21 protein-coding genes are annotated in these 21,765 nt (G+C 31.7%); 7 read left to right on the top strand and 14 right to left on the bottom strand.

All coding sequences use genetic code 11. The features are described from left to right. The first annotated feature begins 140 nt into the window (after positions 1-140). The 7 genes from KLA_RS09250 to miaA are packed head-to-tail and all read left to right on the top strand — an operon-like array spanning position 141 to position 7,090. The gene (locus tag KLA_RS09250; RefSeq protein WP_034645263.1) at positions 141-1,100 is read left to right on the top strand and encodes a Gfo/Idh/MocA family protein; all 960 of its coding nucleotides are present in this window, start codon (positions 141-143) and stop codon (positions 1,098-1,100) included. 10 nt (positions 1,101-1,110) lie between these two features. After that, entirely contained in the window at positions 1,111-2,001 is an 891-nt protein-coding gene (locus KLA_RS09245) for a 3-hydroxybutyryl-CoA dehydrogenase (RefSeq protein WP_013622836.1), read from the top strand. Between the two features lie 6 nt (positions 2,002-2,007). Beyond that, the gene (locus tag KLA_RS09240; protein ID WP_013622837.1) at positions 2,008-3,246 is read left to right on the top strand and encodes a DUF1015 domain-containing protein; all 1,239 of its coding nucleotides are present in this window, start codon (positions 2,008-2,010) and stop codon (positions 3,244-3,246) included. Positions 3,247-3,260: 14 nt separating this feature from the next. Beyond that, on the top strand, positions 3,261-3,929 hold the full coding sequence (locus KLA_RS09235; RefSeq protein ID WP_034645261.1) for a YggS family pyridoxal phosphate-dependent enzyme: 669 nt from the start codon (positions 3,261-3,263) through the stop codon (positions 3,927-3,929). Between the two features lie 20 nt (positions 3,930-3,949). After that, entirely contained in the window at positions 3,950-5,314 is a 1,365-nt protein-coding gene (locus tag KLA_RS09230) for an exonuclease domain-containing protein (RefSeq protein WP_013622839.1), read from the top strand. Positions 5,315-5,317: 3 nt separating this feature from the next. Continuing rightward, positions 5,318-6,163, top strand: coding sequence for an ion transporter (locus KLA_RS09225; protein WP_013622840.1), 846 nt, complete (start codon positions 5,318-5,320; stop codon positions 6,161-6,163). Between the two features lie 18 nt (positions 6,164-6,181). Next, positions 6,182-7,090, top strand: coding sequence for a tRNA (adenosine(37)-N6)-dimethylallyltransferase MiaA (gene miaA / locus KLA_RS09220; protein ID WP_034645322.1), 909 nt, complete (start codon positions 6,182-6,184; stop codon positions 7,088-7,090). 49 nt (positions 7,091-7,139) lie between these two features. Here the strand turns inward: miaA and KLA_RS09215 are convergent, their stop codons facing one another. The 14 genes from KLA_RS09215 to ligA all read right to left on the bottom strand — a co-directional run bounded on the left by KLA_RS09215 (position 7,140) and on the right by ligA (position 21,763). Beyond that, entirely contained in the window at positions 7,140-7,856 is a 717-nt protein-coding gene (locus KLA_RS09215) for a response regulator transcription factor (protein WP_013622842.1), read from the bottom strand. 5 nt (positions 7,857-7,861) lie between these two features. After that, positions 7,862-9,445 carry a sensor histidine kinase gene (locus KLA_RS09210; RefSeq protein ID WP_013622843.1) on the bottom strand — a complete coding sequence of 528 codons (1,584 nt, stop codon included), beginning with the start codon at positions 9,443-9,445 and terminating at the stop codon, positions 7,862-7,864. A gap of 82 nt (positions 9,446-9,527) precedes the next feature. Continuing rightward, positions 9,528-10,112: a dephospho-CoA kinase gene (gene coaE / locus KLA_RS09205; RefSeq protein ID WP_034645259.1), complete on the bottom strand. Its 585-nt coding sequence runs from the start codon at positions 10,110-10,112 to the stop codon at positions 9,528-9,530. After that, on the bottom strand, positions 10,109-11,029 hold the full coding sequence (locus tag KLA_RS09200) for a YbbR-like domain-containing protein (protein ID WP_152536838.1): 921 nt from the start codon (positions 11,027-11,029) through the stop codon (positions 10,109-10,111). The genes coaE and KLA_RS09200 overlap by 4 nt, the downstream gene beginning before the upstream one ends. 41 nt (positions 11,030-11,070) lie before the next feature. Further along, positions 11,071-12,072, bottom strand: a complete 1,002-nt coding sequence (locus KLA_RS09195; protein ID WP_013622846.1) for a glycosyltransferase — start codon at positions 12,070-12,072, stop codon at positions 11,071-11,073. Positions 12,073-12,138: 66 nt separating this feature from the next. Beyond that, positions 12,139-12,954 carry an enoyl-ACP reductase gene (locus KLA_RS09190; protein WP_013622847.1) on the bottom strand — a complete coding sequence of 272 codons (816 nt, stop codon included), beginning with the start codon at positions 12,952-12,954 and terminating at the stop codon, positions 12,139-12,141. Positions 12,955-13,020: 66 nt separating this feature from the next. Further along, positions 13,021-14,673: a DNA repair protein RecN gene (gene recN, locus KLA_RS09185; RefSeq protein WP_034645254.1), complete on the bottom strand. Its 1,653-nt coding sequence runs from the start codon at positions 14,671-14,673 to the stop codon at positions 13,021-13,023. 52 nt (positions 14,674-14,725) lie between these two features. Next, positions 14,726-15,616 (bottom strand): DUF4835 family protein, encoded by an 891-nt coding sequence (locus tag KLA_RS09180; RefSeq protein ID WP_013622849.1) that lies wholly within the window; start codon positions 15,614-15,616, stop codon positions 14,726-14,728. Next, complete coding sequence (gene coaBC, locus KLA_RS09175) at positions 15,609-16,817, bottom strand: bifunctional phosphopantothenoylcysteine decarboxylase/phosphopantothenate--cysteine ligase CoaBC (protein WP_034645251.1); 1,209 nt, start codon at positions 16,815-16,817, stop codon at positions 15,609-15,611. Before coaBC ends, KLA_RS09180 begins: the two co-directional genes overlap by 8 nt. Positions 16,818-16,819: 2 nt before the next feature. Continuing rightward, positions 16,820-17,152, bottom strand: coding sequence for a DNA-directed RNA polymerase subunit omega (locus KLA_RS09170; RefSeq protein WP_013622851.1), 333 nt, complete (start codon positions 17,150-17,152; stop codon positions 16,820-16,822). Positions 17,153-17,162: 10 nt separating this feature from the next. Then, on the bottom strand, positions 17,163-17,975 hold the full coding sequence (locus KLA_RS09165) for an outer membrane protein assembly factor BamD (protein ID WP_013622852.1): 813 nt from the start codon (positions 17,973-17,975) through the stop codon (positions 17,163-17,165). 140 nt (positions 17,976-18,115) lie between these two features. Continuing rightward, positions 18,116-19,006, bottom strand: a complete 891-nt coding sequence (gene dapA / locus KLA_RS09160) for a 4-hydroxy-tetrahydrodipicolinate synthase (protein WP_013622853.1) — start codon at positions 19,004-19,006, stop codon at positions 18,116-18,118. 58 nt (positions 19,007-19,064) lie between these two features. After that, positions 19,065-19,595 carry a DUF6913 domain-containing protein gene (locus KLA_RS09155; protein WP_034645247.1) on the bottom strand — a complete coding sequence of 177 codons (531 nt, stop codon included), beginning with the start codon at positions 19,593-19,595 and terminating at the stop codon, positions 19,065-19,067. Positions 19,596-19,768: 173 nt separating this feature from the next. Continuing rightward, positions 19,769-21,763 (bottom strand): NAD-dependent DNA ligase LigA, encoded by a 1,995-nt coding sequence (gene ligA / locus KLA_RS09150; protein WP_013622855.1) that lies wholly within the window; start codon positions 21,761-21,763, stop codon positions 19,769-19,771. Between the last annotated feature and the right edge of the window lie 2 nt (positions 21,764-21,765).

Genomic DNA, 21,765 nt, shown 5'->3' with positions numbered 1-21,765 from the left:
CTAATCTGTAACTATTACCAAAAATTAGTTACACGTTTAAACCACTTTTCTATCATTTTTTTAATTCTACCTACATAAACTTTTAAACACATAAACCATAGAACAAACATTATCCCTATTTTTGTTGAAAATTGATTTTTATGCTTAAAGTTGGAGTTTTGGGAGCAGGTCATTTGGGGAAAATCCATTTGCGTTTGCTTAACGAATCAGAAAAATATTCTTTAGTAGGGTTTTATGATCCAGATGTTATTAATGGTAAAAAAGTTGAAGCCGAATTTGGTTATACTTATTTTGATAACATAAATAAACTAATGGATGCTGTAGATGTTTTAGATATTGTTACACCTACACTATCTCATTTTGATTGTGCTAAAAAAGCCATAGAGAAAGGAAAGCACATTTTTATTGAAAAACCAATTACCAATACGTTGGCAGAGGCCGAAGAACTTATTGAACTAAAAAACAAGCACAATGTTAAAGGCCAGGTAGGACACGTAGAGCGTTTTAACCCTGCTTTTTCAGCGGTAAAAAATAGTATTGTAAACCCAATGTTTATAGAAACACATAGGTTAGCAGAATTTAATCCGCGTGGTACAGATGTTCCTGTGGTTTTAGATTTAATGATACATGATATAGATGCTATTTTAAGTGTAGTAAATTCTGAGGTTAAAAGTATTAACGCAAGTGGCGTATCTGTAATTAGTAAATCTCCAGATATTGCTAATGCACGTATTGAGTTTAAAAATGGTTGTGTTGCAAACCTAACCGCTAGTAGAATTTCATTAAAAAATATGCGTAAATCAAGGTTTTTTCAGCAAGATGCCTATATTTCTGTAGACTTTTTAGAGAAAAAGGTTGAAGTTGTAAAAATGAAAGATGCACCAGAACAAGCGGGTGATTTTGATATGGTTTTACAAAACGCTGAAGGAGAAAAGAAACAAATTTATTTTGAAAATCCTGAGGTTGCAGGTAACAACGCTATTTTAGACGAGCTTGAAACTTTTGCAGACGCCATAAACAACAACACTACTCCTATTGTTACACTAGAACAAGGAACAAATGCATTACGAGTAGCTTTACAAATTATAGAATCTTTTTAATATACATAAAATGAAAAATATAGCAGTTATAGGTGCAGGTACAATGGGTAACGGTATTGCCCACGTTTTTGCACAAAATAATTACAAGGTAAACTTAATAGACATTGCACAAGCATCTTTAGATAAAGGCTTAGCTACCATTACTAAAAATTTAGACAGAATGGTTGCTAAGGAAAAAATATCTGAAGCAGATAAAAACAATACTTTAGCTAATATTACACTACATACTGTACTTGCAGATGGTGTTAACGGTGTAGATTTAGTTGTTGAAGCTGCAACTGAAAATGTAGACTTAAAACTAAAGATTTTTAAAGATTTAGATGCTATTTGTGACGCTAAAACTATTTTGGCCACAAATACATCATCAATCTCTATTACACAAATTGCTGCGGTTACCAACAGACCAGAACAAGTAATTGGTATGCACTTTATGAACCCTGTACCTATTATGAAATTGGTAGAGATTATTAGAGGTTACAACACGTCTAATGAGGTTACTGCTACTATTATGGAGTTGTCTACTAAATTAGGAAAAACACCTACAGAGGTTAATGATTATCCTGGTTTTGTTGCTAACAGAATTTTAATGCCAATGATTAATGAGGCTATAGAAACTCTTTACAACGGTGTAGCTGGTGTAGAAGAAATTGATACCGTTATGAAATTAGGTATGGCACACCCAATGGGACCATTACAATTAGCAGATTTTATTGGTTTAGATGTTTGCTTAAGCATTTTAAATGTAATGTACGACGGATTTAAAAATCCTAAATACGCACCTTGCCCACTATTAGTAAATATGGTAATGGCTAAAAAATTAGGTATAAAATCTGGAGAAGGTTTTTACGATTATTCAGAATCTAGAAAAGCAGAAAAAGTAGCTTCTCAATTTGCAAAATAATACGCATTGGCAAATATAAAACCGTTTAAAGCTGTACGCCCAACCAGAGATAAGGTTAGTTTGGTTGCTTCACGTTCTTACCAAAGTTACACTCAGGCAGAGCGTGAAGCCAGGCTAGACCATAACCCGTATTCTTTTTTACATATTGTAAATCCTGGTTATAAGTATGATAAAGAAATATCTGGTGTAGCGCGTTATCAATTGGTAAAAAACAGGTATTCAGAATTTAAAGAAGATGGTGTTTTTACACAAGATGCTTCTCCTTATTTTTACATTTATAAAGTTGTAGACAGAGATAACCAAGTGTTTAATGGCATTGTTGGTGCCGCAAGCGTAGAAGATTATAAAAATAACATCATTAAAAAGCATGAAGATACTATTGCTAGCAAAGAGGTTGTTTTTAAAGACTATTTAAAAACTGTTGGTTTTAATGCAGAGCCTGTACTTATTACTTATCCAGACAATACAGAGGTTTCTTCTATCATAAAAAAGAAACAAGAAGAGCGTGCAGAATATGAGTTTACCACAACGTATAGAGACACGCATTACCTTTGGCTTATTACAGAAAAAGAAGCTATAAGCGCCATTGTTAATGCTTTTAAAAATATACCAACACTATATATTGCAGATGGTCACCACAGATCTTCATCATCAGAATTACTATGTTTAGACTGTAAAGAACAAAACAAAGCCCATAATGGTACAGAGAATTATAATTTTTTTATGAGTTACTTTATTCCTGAGTCTGAGCTTAAAATACACGAATTTAATAGGTTGGTTAAAGATCTTAATGGTTTAACTAAAGAAGAGTTTTTAATACAGTTAGATGCTATTTACCGTATAGAAAACAGAGGTGCTATACCATACAAACCAAATAAAAAACATCATTTTAGTATGTATTTAGATGGTGAATTTTATTCATTACACCTACGTAAATCTATTTATACGTTTAAAAATTCTTTAGATAAATTAGATGCGCAATTACTTTACAATACCATTTTAAAACCTATTCTTGGCATTACAGATGTTCGTAAAAATAATAGAATAGACTACTTAAGTGGTAAAAAAGAAATTGTAAGTTTAGTTAATAAAATAGATAGTGGTAAATTTAGAGTTGGTTTTGGTATGATACCTGCCAATATTGAAGAATTAAAAAGCATTGCAGATGACGGTTTAAAAATGCCTCCAAAAAGCACTTTTATAGAACCAAAATTAAGAAGCGGTGTTACCATTTATGAATTTTAGTTTTAATTAAAATTATGTCAATTAAACAGTCTTTACTAGAAATTAAAAATAGCTTACCAGAAACGGTTACACTTGTAGCTGTATCTAAAACAAAACCTGTTTCAGATTTAGAAGAAGCCTATGCTGCTGGACAGCGTATATTTGGCGAAAATAAAATTCAGGAAATGACCCAGAAATGGGAAGTGATGCCAAAAGACATACAGTGGCATATGATTGGTCACGTACAAACCAATAAGGTAAAGTATATGGCAGAATATGTGTCTTTAATACACGGTGTAGACAGTTTAAAACTATTAAAAGAAATTAATAAGCAAGCAAAAAAGCATAACAGAGTAATTAATTGCTTATTACAAATGCATATTGCAGAAGAAAGCACAAAGTTTGGTCTAGATTTAGAAGAACTAAATAGCCTTGTATCTTCTGATGTTTTTAAAACATTAGAAAACATAAAAGTGGTTGGCCTAATGGGTATGGCTACTTTTACAGACAACCAAAACCAAGTAAAAAAAGAGTTTGGTACGTTAAAAGAGGTTTTCTCTTCTTTACAAAGCACAAAATCTACTAACTTAGATGTAAAAATACTATCTATGGGTATGAGTGGCGATTATAAAATTGCTATAGACCAAGGAAGTACAATGGTACGTATAGGAAGTAGTATTTTTGGTAGCAGAAATTATATATAACAACAGGCTAAACAAATTTAATGTACGTAATCTTAGATATTGAAACCACAGGTGGTAAATTTAATGAAGAAGGAATAACAGAGATTGCTATTCATAGATTTGATGGCCATAAAGTTGTAGATAAATTTATTAGTTTAGTTAATCCAGAAAAAGAAATACAGCCTTTTGTAGTAAAACTTACTGGCATTAATGACAAAATGCTACGTACCGCTCCTAAGTTTTATGAGATAGCTAAGCGGATTGTAGAAATTACAGAAGACGCAGTTCTTGTAGCACATAATGCACAGTTTGACTACAGAATTCTTAGAACCGAGTTTAGGCGTTTAGGCTATAATTTTGAACGCAAAACCTTGTGTACCGTTAACCTATCTAAAGAACTTATACCAGATAAAGAATCATATAGCTTAGGTAAATTGGTACGCTCACTAGGCATACCTGTTAGTGACAGACACAGAGCTAATGGAGATGCACTTGCTACATTACAATTGTTTAAACTATTGCTTGCTAAAGACTCTAACAAAAGCATTATTAAAACTGTTATAAAAGAAGGTTCTATGGGAGAACTTTCAGACAGACAAATAAATCTTGTAGAACAATTACCTAATGATACTGGAGTTTATTATATGTATGATAAAGATGGTGATTTAATTTTTTTGGGGAGATCTACAGATATTAAGAAAAAAGTAAACAAACACTTTACAGGCGTTTCTAATGTTGCTAAAAAACTACAAAAGCAAACACGTAAGGTTACATTTGAAAAAACAGGAAACGACCTAATTGCTACTCTAAAAGAAAACGAAGAATTACGCAGAGTTAAACCAAAATATAATAGTAGCATACGTAAAAAGCTATTTAATTATGGTGTTTTTATAAAAGAAAATAAAGATGGCTACTTGTCTTTATTTATTGATAAAACTACAACTACAGACCAAACAATAGGTACTTTTAGTAGTTACATTGCTGCTAAAAATTTTGTTCATAAAACCAGCAAAGAGTTTACACTTTGCAACAAGGTAAATTATATTTCTGAAGCAAAAACTAACTGTGGAAATTATGAAGATGGTACATGTAATGGTGCCTGTATAAAAAAAGAAGCCACAGAAGTTTACAACGCTAGGGTAAAACAGGTAATTGAAACATATAGCCTAGCCGGAAAAAATATATTAATAAAAGACAAAGGCAGAGAAATAGGTGAATATTCTGCTATTTTAATTAAAAATGGAGAATTTAAAGGCTATGGATATTACAATTTAAATCATCAAATAAATAATATTCATATCTTAGAATCTATTATTACCAATATGAAAAGTACCCAAAACACCATTCACCTAATTTTAACCTATCTTAGAAAAAATAAAAGAGTACAACAAATACAACTACACTAACCATTGAAAAACGAAAAACCATCTAAAAATTGGAAAGCTAAAATTCACGAAATAATTTATGGCACACACACACCTGCCGGTAAATTATTTGATATTTTATTGCTTGTATTAATTGTGTATAGCGTTATAATTGTAATGCTAGAAAGTGTACCTCGTTTTGACACTAAACATCACCGTTTTTTAAATATATCAGAATGGGTAGTAACCATTTTATTCTCTATAGAATATATATTAAGGGTTATTTGCATTAATAAACCTAAAAAATACGTTTTTAGTTTTTTTGGTATTATTGATTTTTTATCCACAATACCCAAGTACCTTGCTTTCTTTTTTGTTGGGTCACAATACTTAACTGCTTTTAGAGCTCTACGCTTATTACGCGTATTTAGAATATTAAAATTAGTGCGCTTTGTTGGCGAATCTAACAAGCTAATTAATGCTTTAAGAGCTAGTAGAACAAAAATATCTGTATTTGTATTTTTTGTATTGATAATATCTGTACTACTAGGTACTTTAATGTATTTAATTGAAGGACCAGAACACGGTTTTAACAGTATACCACACAGTGTATATTGGACCATTGTAACACTAACCACAGTGGGTTATGGAGATATTTCTCCAGAAACACCAATGGGACAATTTTTAGCCACTTTAATTATGATTATTGGTTACGGAGTTATTGCAGTGCCTACAGGTATTGTATCAGCAGAGTATGCATCTAACTTAAACCCAAATAAAACAATGGATGAGGGTAGATCTTGTCCTAATTGTAGTTGTGAAATTAAAAGATCTGATGCAGACTATTGCCGCAAATGTGGTTATAAGTTAACAGAAGATGATGACGATTAAAACCCTAAAAGTATAGTGATTACTAAAACTCTAATAGCTGTGGTAGGACCTACTGCAATTGGCAAAACAAAATTGGCAATTACACTTGCTCAACACTTTAATACACATATAATTTCTGCAGATTCTCGTCAGTTTTTTAAAGAAATGGCTATTGGTACCGCTGTACCAGATACTAACGAACTTGCCGCTGCACCACATCACTTTATTCAACATAAAAGTATTTTAGAATCCTATTCTGTAGGCGATTATGAAAAAGAAGCTCTTTATAAACTAGAACAACTTTTTAAAGAAAATGATATTGTAATATTGGTTGGTGGTAGTGGTTTGTATGTAGATGCTGTAACCAAAGGTTTAGATAGTTTTCCTAAAATAGATGCTAGTGTTAGAGCAGATTTAAACACTTTATTTGAAGAAAAAGGTATTATTGCTTTACAAACTAAACTACAAGCTTTAGATCCAGAATATTACACCAAAGTAGACAAAGATAATCCACACAGGTTAATTAGAGCTTTAGAGGTATGCATTGGTTCTGGCAAGCCCTACTCTACTTTTTTAAATCAAGAAAAGCCTAAAAGATCGTTTAACACAATTACTGTTGGCATTAAGGCAGATAGAGAAATTATATACGAAAGAATTAACAAAAGGGTAGATATTATGGTGCAAAATGGCTTGTTAGATGAAGCTAAAGCATTAACAAAGCATCAAAACCTTAATGCTCTACAAACTGTTGGCTACAAGGAGCTATTTCAGTTTTTTAACCATAATTGGACGCTAGATTTTGCCATTTCTGAAATTAAAAAAAATACCAGAAGATTTGCTAAAAGACAATTAACTTGGTTTAATAAAAATAAAGAAACGCTTTGGGTAAATTTTAACGACAATCCTAAAAACATTATTTCTACAATTGAAGATAAATTACAAGCATAAAAAAACCATCCAAAACTGGATGGTTTTTTTATATATAAATATCTATTAATTAAGACTCTTCTTCAGTTTTAATAACCAAACGGAAACCTTCACCATGAATGTTTAAAATTTCTACATTCTCATCTTTTTTAAGATATTTTCTAAGTTTAGCTATATAAACATCCATACTTCTAGATGTAAAATAGTTATCATCTCTCCAAATCTTAGTTAATGCTAATTCTCTAGGCATTAAATCGTTTTCATGTAAAGCTAATAAACGTAAAAGATCATTTTCTTTAGGAGATAATTTAACTGCTTCTTCTTCTTTATATTTTAAAAATCTAAGTTTAGAATTTAATTTAAAATCACCAATTGTAAACTCAAACTTTTTACTGTCTGCCATTGTATTAGAAGACTTTCTTTGCAAAATAGCTTTAAGTTTCATTAAAAGAACTTCAGAATCAAAAGGCTTGTTTAAATAATCATCTGCACCAGCTTTGTACCCTTTAAGCACATCTTCTTTCATTGTTTTTGCAGTAAGAAAAACAATTGGCACGTTCTCATTTTTTTCTCTAATTTCTCTTGCTAGCGTGTATCCATCCTTGTAAGGCATCATCACATCCAAAATACAAACATCATAAATGTCTTTTTTGAATTTTTCAAAACCTTCCATTCCGTTCTTAGCTAAAACAACGTCAAAATTATTCATTCCTAAATAATCTTTAAGAACAATTCCAAAATTTGGATCATCCTCTACCAAAAGTATTTTCTTGTTTACTGTTTCCATATCTATTAAATTATAGGTAATTTAATGTAGAAAGTGCTTCCTTTTCCTTTTTCGCTTTCTGCATATACTTCACCTTGGTGATCATCTATTATTTTTTTTACGTAGGCCAGTCCTAAACCGTGCCCTTTTACATTATGTATATCTCCTGTGTGTTCTCTATAAAATTTTTCAAAAACTTTTTTAAGAACAGCTTTGCTCATCCCTGAACCTTGATCTTTTATTTTTATTAGAATACTGTTTTTTGTACTCTCTGTGTACACATCTATTTTTGGCGCTTCTGGAGAGTACTTTATAGCATTATCCATAACATTTACCAACACATTTGTAAAGTGCATTTCATTAGCTAAAACATCTGTACGCTTTGCATTTAAGTGTGTGTTTATATAACCACCTCTATCATCTACAATAAGCTCTACATGCGTTATAGCGTCTTCAATTATGTCGTGCACATCTACTCTTTCCTTACTAATATCTAATTGGTTTTTCTCCAATTTAGAAATACGTAATACATTTTCAACCTGCGCATGCATTCGCTTATTCTCATCTCTTATCATTTGCAGGTAGCGTCCAACTTTTTCTTTATCTCCAATAGTTCCCGGGTTTCTAATAGCCTCTACTGCCAAATTTATTGTAGCAATTGGGGTTTTAAATTCGTGGGTCATATTATTTATAAAGTCAGTTTTAATTTCTGATATTTTTTTCTGCCTAATTAACTGGTAAATAGCGCCTATATAGGTAATAAGTATAATTGTGGTAAATAAAAAGGTAATAATAGCCATACCTAAAATAGAACCTACTAAGTATTCCTTTTTTTCTGGAAACGAAACCAATAATGAAAAATCTGTTTTTCCTTCACTATCTCTAAATATTGGTGTTCTGTTAACAGTTTCGGGGTCAAACTTAAATTTTCTAGATTTTACAGATGTTGGCAACCCTTTGCTATAAATACCAAATTCAAAATCAATATCTATTTTTCTGTTTTTAAACTCTTCTTCTAAAGAAGATCTAATTTCTTCCTTAGAAACCCTCTTATACATAGGTTTTCTGTTTGCTGCATCTCTAAACATTTCTTCAAACTGCAGTCGCTCAAACCTAGATATATCTCCAAATTTTGTTATTGTTTTAATTGGCGTAAAGCTGTATCCTTTACCATCCATACCAAAATTTTCCTTAAAAACTGTTTCTACAGTTTTACTGGTGTAACTGGTAATAGTTGTTGTACTATCATTAAAAAGATCATTGTCAAAGAACGAAGGTGGAATATTATAATTCTCTTTTAATATTCCGTGATTATAAATGGTTACTTCTCTAGAGTCTTCATCTATCTCTTTAAAAAAGATATCTCTAATTTGAAATTCAGATGGTTTACCAACACTATCTTTAAGTGCTATTAACTTATTTCCGTACTCATTAATTTCTCTAGTCTCTATCTTACCTGCTACATTATCTAAAACCTGTGATACGGTTTGATAAAACTGCTCCTCTTTGTCTTCTATAGATTTTTTAATCCAATATGCCTGTACAAATATAATTCCAAGCAAAGACAAGGTCATCAACACAATAAGTATAACCAATAACTTCTTGTTCATTTGGGCAAAATTAAGATTTTAACATATATAGTCTGTCCGGTTTAACCTAACCTTAACACTAACAGTTAAACTTTAACGGTTTTTAAGACAACTCCCTTAATATACAATGAATTTCTCTGATTTTTAACTTTAACTTTACAATATCTTCATTTATTAACATAAAATCAGACATTTTTTCTTTCCTTTCATCTGTCCACTGATTGTCCATTCTAGAAAGAATTTTTTCGCGTGTAGTATTATCCCTTTTTAATATTCTGTCTATTCTGACTTCTAAGGGTGCTGTTACCAAAATTATGTAGTCATAAAAATCTTGGTTGTTATTCTCAAAAATAATTGCACTTTCTTGTATAACATAAGGTGCGTTTTGTTTTTCAGTCCATTCTAAAAAATGTATTCTTACTGCTGGGTGTACAATAGCGTTTAATTGTTCTAATAAATTAGCTTTAGAAAAAACTTTTTGGGCTATATACTCTCTATTTAAAAATCCATTTTTATATGCTTCTGCACCAAGTAATTGTATAATTTGCTCTTTTACATTAGCAGAGGTATGCATTAATTTTTTTGCCTCTGTATCAGAATTATATACAGGCACACCCAAGTCTGCAAACATTTTAGCTGCAGTACTTTTACCACTACCTATACCACCTGTTAAACCAACAATTTTCATTTTCTGTTTAAAATAAATTCTACAGACTCTTCTTTTAACTTTGCACTATAAACACCTTCTGGTTTTTTAGTAAGACTTAATTTTAATATTGGCGAATTTTCATCTACATAATCATTAAAATCTGCTGTTAAACTAAAATCCGTTGCCGTAACTTTTTTTAATACCTCTACATTTGCTTTACATAAGATAGATACCTCGCTAGGAAAAGTTCTGATACTTATTTCATTTGGCAAATTTAAAACTGTAACTGGCACTGTAATTAATTTTTCCGAAAAACGAAATACACTTCCAGAAACAACAACTTCTTTGTCTGAAAACTTAGTATTAGCTAAATCCTTAGGCAGTATTAACTGTAATGTTTTACTAATATCTGATGATACATCACTAAAATTATAGTCCTCTGCTGTTACTTTTACAATAGTGTCTATTTCAGATTTAGGTCCAGATACTTTTATAGAGTCTGGAGTTATTTTTATACCTTTTTCTAACACATAATTTTGTGCCATATCTACCTTTATATTTGCTAAAACCGGCACTTTTTTAGAGTGTAGTTTATAAAGGTCTACATACAAAGTGTCACTATAACCAACTTCTGTTAGCGACAAAGAATTGGGTAACTGCTGCTCTATTTGCTTTCTAAAAACCGACTGCCTTAAAAAATATTTATCTTCTTTTTCCTCTACGTTAGATAAATCAATTTTTATGTTTTTTCTAAAAATATTTAAACGTAATAGTTGAAAACCTCCTGCATGCACTTTTACCTGTACTTCTGTTTTGTGTTTTTGAGCAAAAAACAAGCTATCTGGCACGTTCACGTATTCTAAATTAAAGTATGTATTAGCGGTGTAAGAATCAGATAAATTACTAACAAACCAAGCCAATGTAGCACATAGTAGAAAGAGTGAAAAAATTTTCACTTTTCGTTTATTTAAACTGTTTTTTACTTTACTTAACACCTTTATAATTTAAAAAATAATTTAGGAAACAACTCTTGCGCACTTTTTTTACTTGAGTTTAATGTTAATGTAGACTTTAAAAAGCCATAGCCATACCCCACAAACTGTATTACAACTGCAACTAAAGATAAAAATGCTATTACTATACTATTATTTTTTAATAACGAATCTACAAACAATACTGCAAAATATAAGCTATAACAGTATAAAAACCAAGGTAATCCTAAAAAGGAAGCTAATAATGACATTAAAAATCCAAAGCAAAATAAGGCCGGAAACCAATACGTAATTTTAGCCGTTTCTGGATGCCATTTATTTAATATTGGACGAACCATACCAAACTTATTTACCTGAATGTAAAACTTATTCCAGTCTATCCTACGTTTATGATACACATATGCCTCTGGAATTAATTTTGTTGTAAAACCGTTGTTCCAAATTCTAATGGTTAAATCTGGATCTTCACCCGGATGAATATTTCCGTAGCCACCAGTTTTTTCAAAAGCTACCTTAGAAATTCCCATATTAAAACTACGTGGCTGAAACTTATCTACTGCTTTTTTACCTCCGCGTATACCACCTGTTGTAAAAAACGAGGTCATTGCATAGTTAATTGCTTTTTGCACCGTAGAAAAAGACTCATGAGCAGCATCTGGCCCACCGTAACAATCTACATAATTGTTTTGTAACGATGTTTCTGCTGTTTCTAAATAATGTGGTGGTAAAATACAATCTGAATCTAATACAATAAAGTAATTACCCTTTGCTTTACGCATTCCGTAGTTTCTAGAATCTCCAGGACCTGAATTTTCTTTTTTATAGTATGATATTGGTAAATTATGAAAAAGAGAAACCTCTTTTTCTGAGCTTATTGTAGAGCCATCTTCTACAATAACAATCTCATAAGGCTTATTATAGGTTTGTTGCTCTAAGCTTTGCAACAGCTCTCTAATTTCATTAGGTCTGTTATAAACCGGAACTATAAAAGAAAACATTAAATTCATGTAGTACCACTGTAAACATAAAAGCCACCCCAGAAAAAGGATGGCTTTTACTATATTATAATATTCTTATTCTTCTGTAAAATGCTCTATTACCTCTTGGCTAACTCCTGTATTAGAAAAACCACCATCATGAAATAGGTTTTGCATAGTTACTTTCTTTGTTAAATCTGAGAACAAAGAAACAGTATAGTCTGCACAATCTTGAGCAGTAGCATTACCTAACGGAGACATTTTGTCTGCATAAGCAATAAAACCACCAAAACCTTTAACACCCTGACCAGCAGTTGTTGGCGTTGGAGACTGTGAAATTGTATTTACACGTACTTGCTTTTCTTTACCAAAGAAATAACCAAAACTACGTGCAACAGACTCTAAATATGCTTTATTATCTGCCATATCATTATAATCTGGAAAAGTACGTTGTGCCGCCATATAAGTTAAGGCTACAATACTACCCCATTGGTTCATTGCATCTGCTTTATATAAACTTTGCATTACTTTATGAAAAGATAATGCAGAAACATCCCATCCTTTTGCAGTAAAATCATACTTCTCATCTGTATAAGCACGACCTTTTCTTACGTTTACAGACATACCAATAGAATGTAAAACAAAGTCTAACTTACCACCTAAAATTTCTGTAGCCTTAGCTACCAGATTATTTAAGTCTTCCTCGCTAGTTGCATCTGCAGGTATAATTTCTGATCCTGTTTTTTCTGCTAACTCTTTAATTTGCCCCATACGCATTGCTATTGGTGCGTTAGTTAACACAAAAGTACCACCTTCTTCGTGTACTCTTTCTGCAGTTTTCCAAGCTATAGAATTCTCATCTAATGCTCCAAATATAATACCTCTTTTTCCTTTTAATAAATTGTATGCCATTTGCTATTTATTTTGGTAATTTTATGTGCGCGTAAAGATATTCAAAAAAAGTAGAATGCAATGCTTCTAATTTAATAACTGCCTAGCATGCGCTATTGCAGAATCTGATAAATCTTTACCACCCAACATTTCTGCTAACTCCACTACTCTTTCTTCTGTAGTAAGTTGCTTCATTTGTGTGTGCGTTACGTTATTTTTATCTTCTTTATATACTTTATAATGATGGTTACCTTTTGACGCCACCTGAGGTAAATGTGTTATAGAAAAAATTTGCATACTACTGCTCATTTCTTGCATAATTACCCCCATTCTATTTGATATTTCTCCAGAAACACCTGTATCTATTTCATCAAACATTAGCGTTGGTAAATCTTCATATTTAGCCAACACTGCTTTAATTGCTAACATTATACGAGAAAGCTCTCCTCCAGACGCTACCTTTTTTAATTCTCCAAAACTAGATCCTTTATTTGCAGAAAACTGAAAAACTAGCTCATCTTTACCATTATACATAAAGCTTGGTGCTTCATTTATTTCAATTTTAAATTCTGCACTAGGCATACCTAAAGAAGCTAAAATAGACTCTAACTGCTGTTTTAATTCTGGTATAATTGCTTTACGCTGTTTGCTAATTTTTGTACAAATTGTATTTAATGCTTTTTCTTGAGCTGCAATTTCTGCTTCTTTTGCCTGTATAGTTGCATCTATATTCTCTGTTGCATCTACTTTTTGCGCTAAGTCTTCTTTTATTTGCAAAAGCTCTTTTACCTCTAAAACACCATGTTTCTTTTGCAAATCATACAACAATTGCAATTTAGCATTTACTTCCTCAAGCAATTTAGGGTTAGCTTCTACGTTATTTTCTAAACTTTCAAACTCTTCAAAAATATCATCAACCTCTATAAATACAGATTGCACACGATCATTTAAGCTTGTAAACTGAGCCCCAAAACCTGCCAACTTACTAGATGCTTGTTTTAATTCTGCCAACAACGTTAAAATACCAACTTGCTCATCAGATATTAATTGATGCCCTTTAGACAAATGCTCCATAATGTTTTCTACATTATTAAGCTGCTCATATTGCTCCTCTAACTCCTCTAAAATTCCTTCTTTTAAAGGTGCATTTTCCAATTCACTTAATAAAAAAGTATTGTAATCATGTTCTTTTATTCCTTCTTGCTTTTCTTGCTGTAACAACTCTAAGGCTTTGGTCTCTTTTTTAAATAAACGCAAGTTTTTCTCATAAGTAGCCAAAAGATCTGTATTAGAAGCTAAACCGTCTATAACTTTAAATTGATAAGCATTATCTCCTAATTGTAGTGTTTGGTTTTGCGAGTGAACATCTATTAAACTATCTCCTAAAGCAGTTAATGTTGCTAATCTCACAGGAGAATCATTAATAAAAGCTCTAGACTTACCACTTGGTAATATTTCTCTTCTAATAATGGTGTTTTCCTCATAATCTACGTCATTTTCATTAAAAAAAGATTTAAGATTGTATTTGCTAATAGAAAACTCTGCCTCTATAACACATTTTTTTTCTTTATCTCTTAATGATGATAGATCTGCTCGTTTACCCAACACTAAAGCTAAGCCACCTAATAATATAGATTTTCCTGCACCAGTTTCACCAGTTATTACTGTAAAACCGTTGGTAAAAGACACATTTAAATGGTCTATTAAAGCGTAATTTTTTATAGAAAGTGATACTAACAATTTGTGTAATTAAAAATTACACCAAATATAATTATAATATAAAAAGTGAGGGTTAATATTTTATTTTATTCCACGTACTAGAATAAAAAGGTGCTGCAGTATTTAAAACTTCCTTAAGCTTTACAACATCCATTTTAGGCCCATCAGAAAAAATACTTACAATTTCATCTGATTTTGCATCAAAAAAAGTCTGCAATACAAAAGCATTTGTTCTACGCTTTGCTATAGTAGATAGCAAACGTAATGTACCAGAAATTACTTGTTTTCCTGTGCTGTTATTATCTGCAAGTACATCCATACCTTTTCTATGGTAATTATACATTGCAACTCTATACTCCCTGTAAGCATTAGACAAAATATTATCTACTAGCTCAAAACGAGTTCTTTCACTAGAAGATTGGCTCCAGCCTGCTGCACTACTACCTTGTGCCTGTGTTACAATACCTTGTGCTTTTTTAAAATACTCTGTTCCACCTTCTAAAGCAAAACTATCTGCATCTAAACCAAGAATTATATATGCGTAATAAGACATTACACCTACTAAATTAGAATCAAAAGTATTTTGGTTGTAAACTAAAGGCTGAAATTCTATATAATTAAAATTAAATTGATTGTCTTTATAGTTAAATATAGGCGTTTCATAAGAAGTATTAAAAACAGGCCTAGAAGATTGTATTTGAATGTTTGCTTTAAAACTACTTGATGAGTACTCTGTTATAGTAATAAACATTCTAGAGTTTACACGCTCTTGTTCTTTATAAATACGGTTTGTCCACTTAGTTTTATTCATAAAATCATTAAGTGCACGCTCTAATGTTTTAAAAACTTGTTGGTTGGTTTGCCCTACTTGTTCTGAGTTTATAGTAACTGTACAATTTAACTCTTGTGCTGTAGCAGAAGAAAAAATAGCAAAACAAAAAAAAGCAATTACAAGTTTATACATTAGTCTTTATAATAATTTCATTTACAATATCTAAGGCAACATCTGCCTTTGTCTTTAGTTCAAACGTTTTTATATTTAATTTCTTATCTATGATAGCTATTTTATTGGTTGATTTTCCAAAACCAGCACCTTTATCATTTAAAGAATTAAGCACTATAATATCTAAATTCTTCTTTTTTAACTTTTTAGTAGCATTTTCTACCTCATTTTGTGTCTCTAATGCAAAGCCAACCAAAAATTGATGCTTTTTTTGCTCTCCTAAAGAAAATAAGATATCCTTGTTTTTTACAAGAGTTATCTGCATTTCAGCATCATTCTTTTTTATTTTTTGATCTGCTATAGTTTTAGGCTTATAATCTGCTACTGCAGCTGCGCAAATAGCTATATCTACATTTGCATAATGCTTATGAACTTCACTATACATTTCATCTGCAGATTTTACACGCACCAATGTAACATTATCATGAGAAATAGTTAAGTGTGATGGACCTGAAACCAAAATAACTTTAGCCCCTTTATTTGCTGCTGCTAAAGCCAACTCAAACCCCATTTTCCCTGATGAATGATTTCCTATAAAACGCACAGGATCTATAGCTTCATATGTAGGGCCAGCAGTAATAACCACTTTTTTACCACTTAGCGGTAAACCTGTGTTTAAAAATTGTTTTAAATGTAGTACTATGTCTTCTGGTTCTGCCATTCTGCCCTCACCGTGTAAGCCACTTGCTAACTCACCACTCCCAGCAGGAATCATAATATTACCAAATGAAGCTAACTTACTAAATGAAGCTACAGTAGACGGATGTTTATACATATCCAAATCCATAGCAGGAGCAAAAAAAACAGGACATTTAGCTGATAAATAGGTTGCTAATAACAAATTGTCACAAACACCATTAGACATTTTAGACAAAGTGTTTGCCGTTGCCGGAGCAATAACCATTAAATCTGCCCATAAACCCATTTCTACGTGGTTGTTCCAAGATGCTCCTTCTTCCTTGTCCTCACTAACAAAAGATGTTAATACAGCATTTTTAGAAAGCGTAGCTAAGGTTAACGGAGAAACAAAAGAGCTGGCACTATCCGTTAAAATAACTTTAACGTTAGCGCCAGCTTTTATAAGTAAGCGAACAAGAAATGTAGTTTTATATGCGGCAATACCTCCGGTTATTCCTAAAAGGATATTTTTACCACCTAACATTTCTATGAGTCTTTCGCTGTATTTCTATGGTAAATTCTATCTTCTAACCACTCTGTAACCGCTAAAGCGTGTGGTTTTGGTAATTTTTCATAAAACTTAGAAACCTCTATCTGCTCTTTGTTTTCAAAAATTTCATCTAAACTATCATTATACGTAGCAAACTCTTCCAACTTCTCTAAAAGTTCTTTTTTAATATCAGAGTTTATCTGTATTGCTCTTTTAGAAACTATAGAAATTGCTTCATATATGTTTCCTGTACCAGCATCAAACTCATTTTTATTAATTGTAGTTGTAGATACAGCTGCTTTTGAATTTTTCAAGTCGTTCATATTCATAGCCTAATATTTATTTTGAATAATTTTGTAATTCTTTGTCTATTTTCTCCTTCATATTGTTTGCTTTTTTAGCAAATTCTGTTTCTGGAAAAGTTTTAATTAACTTACCGTAAGCTTCATTAGCATTTTTTAAACGTTCTTCCTTTTTATTAGGGTGACTATTTATTGCTAAATTGTAAGCAGCAAGTGTTTTGTAATATAATGCTTCTTCTTTATATATAGTTCCTGGATTATCTAACATAAAGTTTTCTAATGCCTTTATTGCTGATATTGAGTACTCTAAATCGTAAAACTCTCCTAATTTAGTAAATTGCTTTGCTATCTCTAACGCTTTTTTCTCCTTTTTTCTTGTTAAAGAAGCTGCTATTTCGTTAGCTTCTGGCAAATATTCAGAGTCTGGATAAGTATTAATAAAGTTTTGTATTTTTAACAATGCTTTATCGGTATCTGTCTGATCTAAAGAATATTTACGAGATAAATAAGAATAACTTTTAGCTCCTAAAAAAGATGCTTCTTGCATTTTTTCGCTTCTAGGATACGCTTTTACAAAACGCTCAAACTGATACCCTGCGTCATTATACTGCCCTATTTGATAGTAACTATTTGCAAAGAAAAACATTACACGCTCTCCCTGTGGTTTACCTATATATTTAGAAGCTATTTGCTCTAACAAACGGTTAGCTCTTTTAAAATCGCCTTCGTCATAAAACTTCTCGGCCATTTCATATTTAGCTTTAACATCTTGGTTTTTTAATACTTTTTGGTATTCGCTACAAGAGCCCAAGATTAACACCAACAATAAAAGTGGTAATAATTTCTTCATTCTTAAAAACATTTTGCAAAATTAGTTAATATATACGGATATAAAAAACATTTTTTATACTGCTAAAATAGGAATGTGAATATTGTTTACCTTAGTTTTTGGCTAAGTTTTAACTTAAATTTTAATTTGCACACTAAAATTTATACCAATTGCTTATTAAAACTATTCATAAATGTTTGTATAGTTGCCTTTAATTCTGGAGTTGCCTCTAACAAAGGAAGCCTAACTTTTGCTGTTGCCAAGTTTAAATTTTCAAAAATAGCTTTAATACCTGCTGGGTTACCCTCTCTAAAAATAAAATCTATACCATCATGCAGTGTATTGTATAAGGCATGCGCATCTGCTGCATTATTTTCTAAACCAAGAGATATTACTTTAGAGAACTCTGCCGGAATCCCTTGCCCTATTACTGAAATAACCCCAGATCCTCCTGCTAAAACTGTAGAAAGTGCCGTAAAATCGTCTCCAGAAATTACCATAAAATCTTTTGGCTTATTCTTTATAATAGATAAAATTTGAACCATATCTCCGCAAGCTTCTTTTATAGCTACAATATTGTCAAAATCCTTTGCTAACCTAACAGTTGTAGAAGGCAGCATATTACTTCCTGTTCTACCAGGCACATTATATACAATTATTGGTTTTGGTGATGCTAATGCAATTGCTTTAAAATGTTGGTATATTCCTTCTTGAGTTGGCTTATTGTAATATGGAGACACGGATAGTATAGCAGAAAAGTTACTAAGATCTCTTTCTTTTAGCTCTGCAACCACAGCCATTGTATTATTACCTCCTATACCTAAAACCAACGGCAATCTTCCTGCATTAACTTTAACAACGGTATTTATCACCAATTGTTTTTCTTCTGCTGTAAGCGTTGCTGGTTCTCCTGTGGTCCCTAAAACCACTAAATAATTAACGCCATTAGCTATATTGTATTCTACAATATTTTGTAACGCTGTAACATCTACAGACAAATCTTCTTTAAAAGGTGTAACTAGCGCAACACCAGTACCAACTAATTCTTTCACACGTATAAATTTAATAATCAAAATTTAAGAACGTGCTGCTATACGTAGTACGTTCTTATTATATTTCATTAAAAACCGAGAGATATTTTCCCAGCTCTTTTTTAAAAATGTTAAAATCTTTAATAGATATATTTAAGATTAAATCATTTAAATTTTCATCTACTTCACCAAAACCAACTTTTAACCTGGCTTTAGATTGCATAGTCATTAATTGCAATAGTAAATTATCTTCTGTATAATAACTAATAAGCAAATCGTACTCGTTATCTAGAAATTCTAATGCATAACTATTCTCTATTTTTGCTCCCCAACCTAAATCTTCCTCAGAAAAAACAGGTGTAGAGTAAGGCGAATTTTTATCATGTTCTGCCTTATATCCTATAATTTTTAGTGCATTTGGCTGTAATGAAAACTCTTTAATAAACTGATTAAATATTGTACCATCTGGCACGTTATCTAAATCTACAATACATCCTATTTTACTTATTCCTTTTTTAACTCTAGAACAAGCAACACGTTTGTTTTTGTTTTCGTTTAAAAACTTTACAGCAGCCTTGCGCTTAAATTTATTTTTTATGCCTTTTAACATGCAATTTTACATTTACACAAATGTAATTATTATCTAGCACAATTTAATGCAAAGATACAAAGCTACTTTGTTTTTTAAATAAAACATTTTGTTATAAATATAACAGTTGATAACTTCAACAAAAAACAAAAACATAAGTAATTTATTACTAGATATTTACATTGTTTTTAAAATTAACTTAATTTAGCCAAAAATTCTTGCTCTGAGATAATAGGCACATTTAAACTTTCTGCCTTAGTTCGTTTACTAGGGCCCATTTTATCTCCGGCAACTAAAAAAGTTGTTTTAGAAGAAATAGAAGATCCAACTTTACCTCCGTTGTCTTCTATTAATTTTTTTAGGTCGTTTCTACTCATTTCAAAGACACCAGAAACAACATAAGTCTCTCCTTTTAATTTTTCAGTTTGATTTAAAAGTTTTTCTGCTGACACCTGAAATTGAAGTCCATACCCTTTTAACCTGTTTATAATATCTAAATTAATTTCGTTCTGAAAAAATGCTACTACACTAGATGCTATACGCTCTCCTATTTCATCTACAGTAGCAAGTTCTAATGCAGATGCATACATTAAAGCATCTATGTTTTTATAAGCTTTAGCTAACTTTTTAGCAACAGTCTCACCAACAAAACGTATACCTAAAGCAAACAACACACGCTCAAAAGGTATTTCTACTGAAGCAGCTACACCTTTTACCAAATTTTCTGCAGATTTTTTTGCCATACGCTCTAAAGGCAACAACTGGTCTACAGTTAAAGCATACAGGTCTGCATAGTTTTGTATTAACCCCTCTTTAAACAATAGCTCAACAGTTTCGCTCCCTAAACCATCAATATCCATTGCTTTTCTAGATATAAAATGCTGAATTTTACCTGTTATTTGCGGCGGACAACCATACTCGTTTGGACAATAGTGTTTGGCATCTCCTTCGGTTCTAATTAACTCTGTATTACACTCAGGGCAATGGTCTATATATTTTGTAGGTTCAGAATTTTGTGGTCTCAAATCTAAATTTACACCAACAATTTTAGGTATTATTTCTCCTCCTTTTTCTACAAAAACAGCATCTCCTACCCTAACATCTAACTTTTCTATTTGATCTGCATTGTGTAAAGATGCTCTTTTAACCGTTGTACCTGCCAACAAAACAGGCGCTAAATTTGCAACTGGAGTAATTGCTCCTGTACGACCAACTTGGTAACTTATTTCATTTAAAACTGTAGAAACTTGCTCTGCTTTAAACTTATAAGCCATAGCCCAACGTGGCGATTTAGAGGTGTAACCTAACTCCTCCTGGTAACGCAGCGTATTAACTTTAACCACAACACCATCTGTTTCATATGGTAGCTCATGCCTATGCACATCCCAATACTCAACAAAAGCCATAACCTCGTCTACACTCTTACAAAGTTTAGCTACAGTTGGCACTTTAAATCCCCATGAACGTGTTTTTTCTAACGCTTCAAACTGTGTTTCTAAATTTAAATTAGCACCAACAACACTATACAGCAAACACTCTAACGGGCGTTGCGCCACTAAAGAACTATCTTGCAATTTTAAACTACCAGATGCAGTATTTCTGGGGTTCATATAAGGATCCTCGCCATTGGCTATCCTCTCTTCGTTCATTTTATAAAAACCCTCAAACGGCAACACAATTTCCCCTCTAATATCAAACTTAGCAGGGTAATCTCCTTTTAACTGTAACGGAACAGATTTAATTGTTTTTATGTTGGTGGTTACGTCATCTCCCTGAAAACCATCTCCACGAGTAACAGCACGCACTAATTTACCCTCCTCATAAGTTAAGCTTATTGAAGCTCCGTCATACTTTAACTCGCACGTAAATTCTATATTAGAATCTCCTAATATTTTCTCTACTCTTTTTTCCCAATCTAAAAGATCTTCTTTAGAGTACGAGTTATCTAAAGAATACATTCTGTGCTCATGCACAACTGTATTAAAGTTTTTAGTGATTTCACCACCCACACGTAGTGTAGGCGAATTAGCATCATAAAACTCTGGGTGCTTAGCCTCTAATGCTTGTAGCTCTTTTAACTTTATATCAAAATCATAATCTGATATTGTTGGAGTATCTAAAACATAGTAATTATGGTTGTGCTTACGCAACTCTTCACGTAACGCTTCAATTTGCTCTTTTACAGACATTT

The sequence above is a fragment of the Cellulophaga geojensis KL-A genome (assembly GCF_000568425.1).
Taxonomy (GTDB): Bacteria; Bacteroidota; Bacteroidia; order Flavobacteriales; family Flavobacteriaceae; genus Cellulophaga; species Cellulophaga lytica.
The sequence above is the reverse complement of the archived record's forward strand: the minus strand, read 5'-3'. Positions and strand labels throughout refer to the sequence as shown.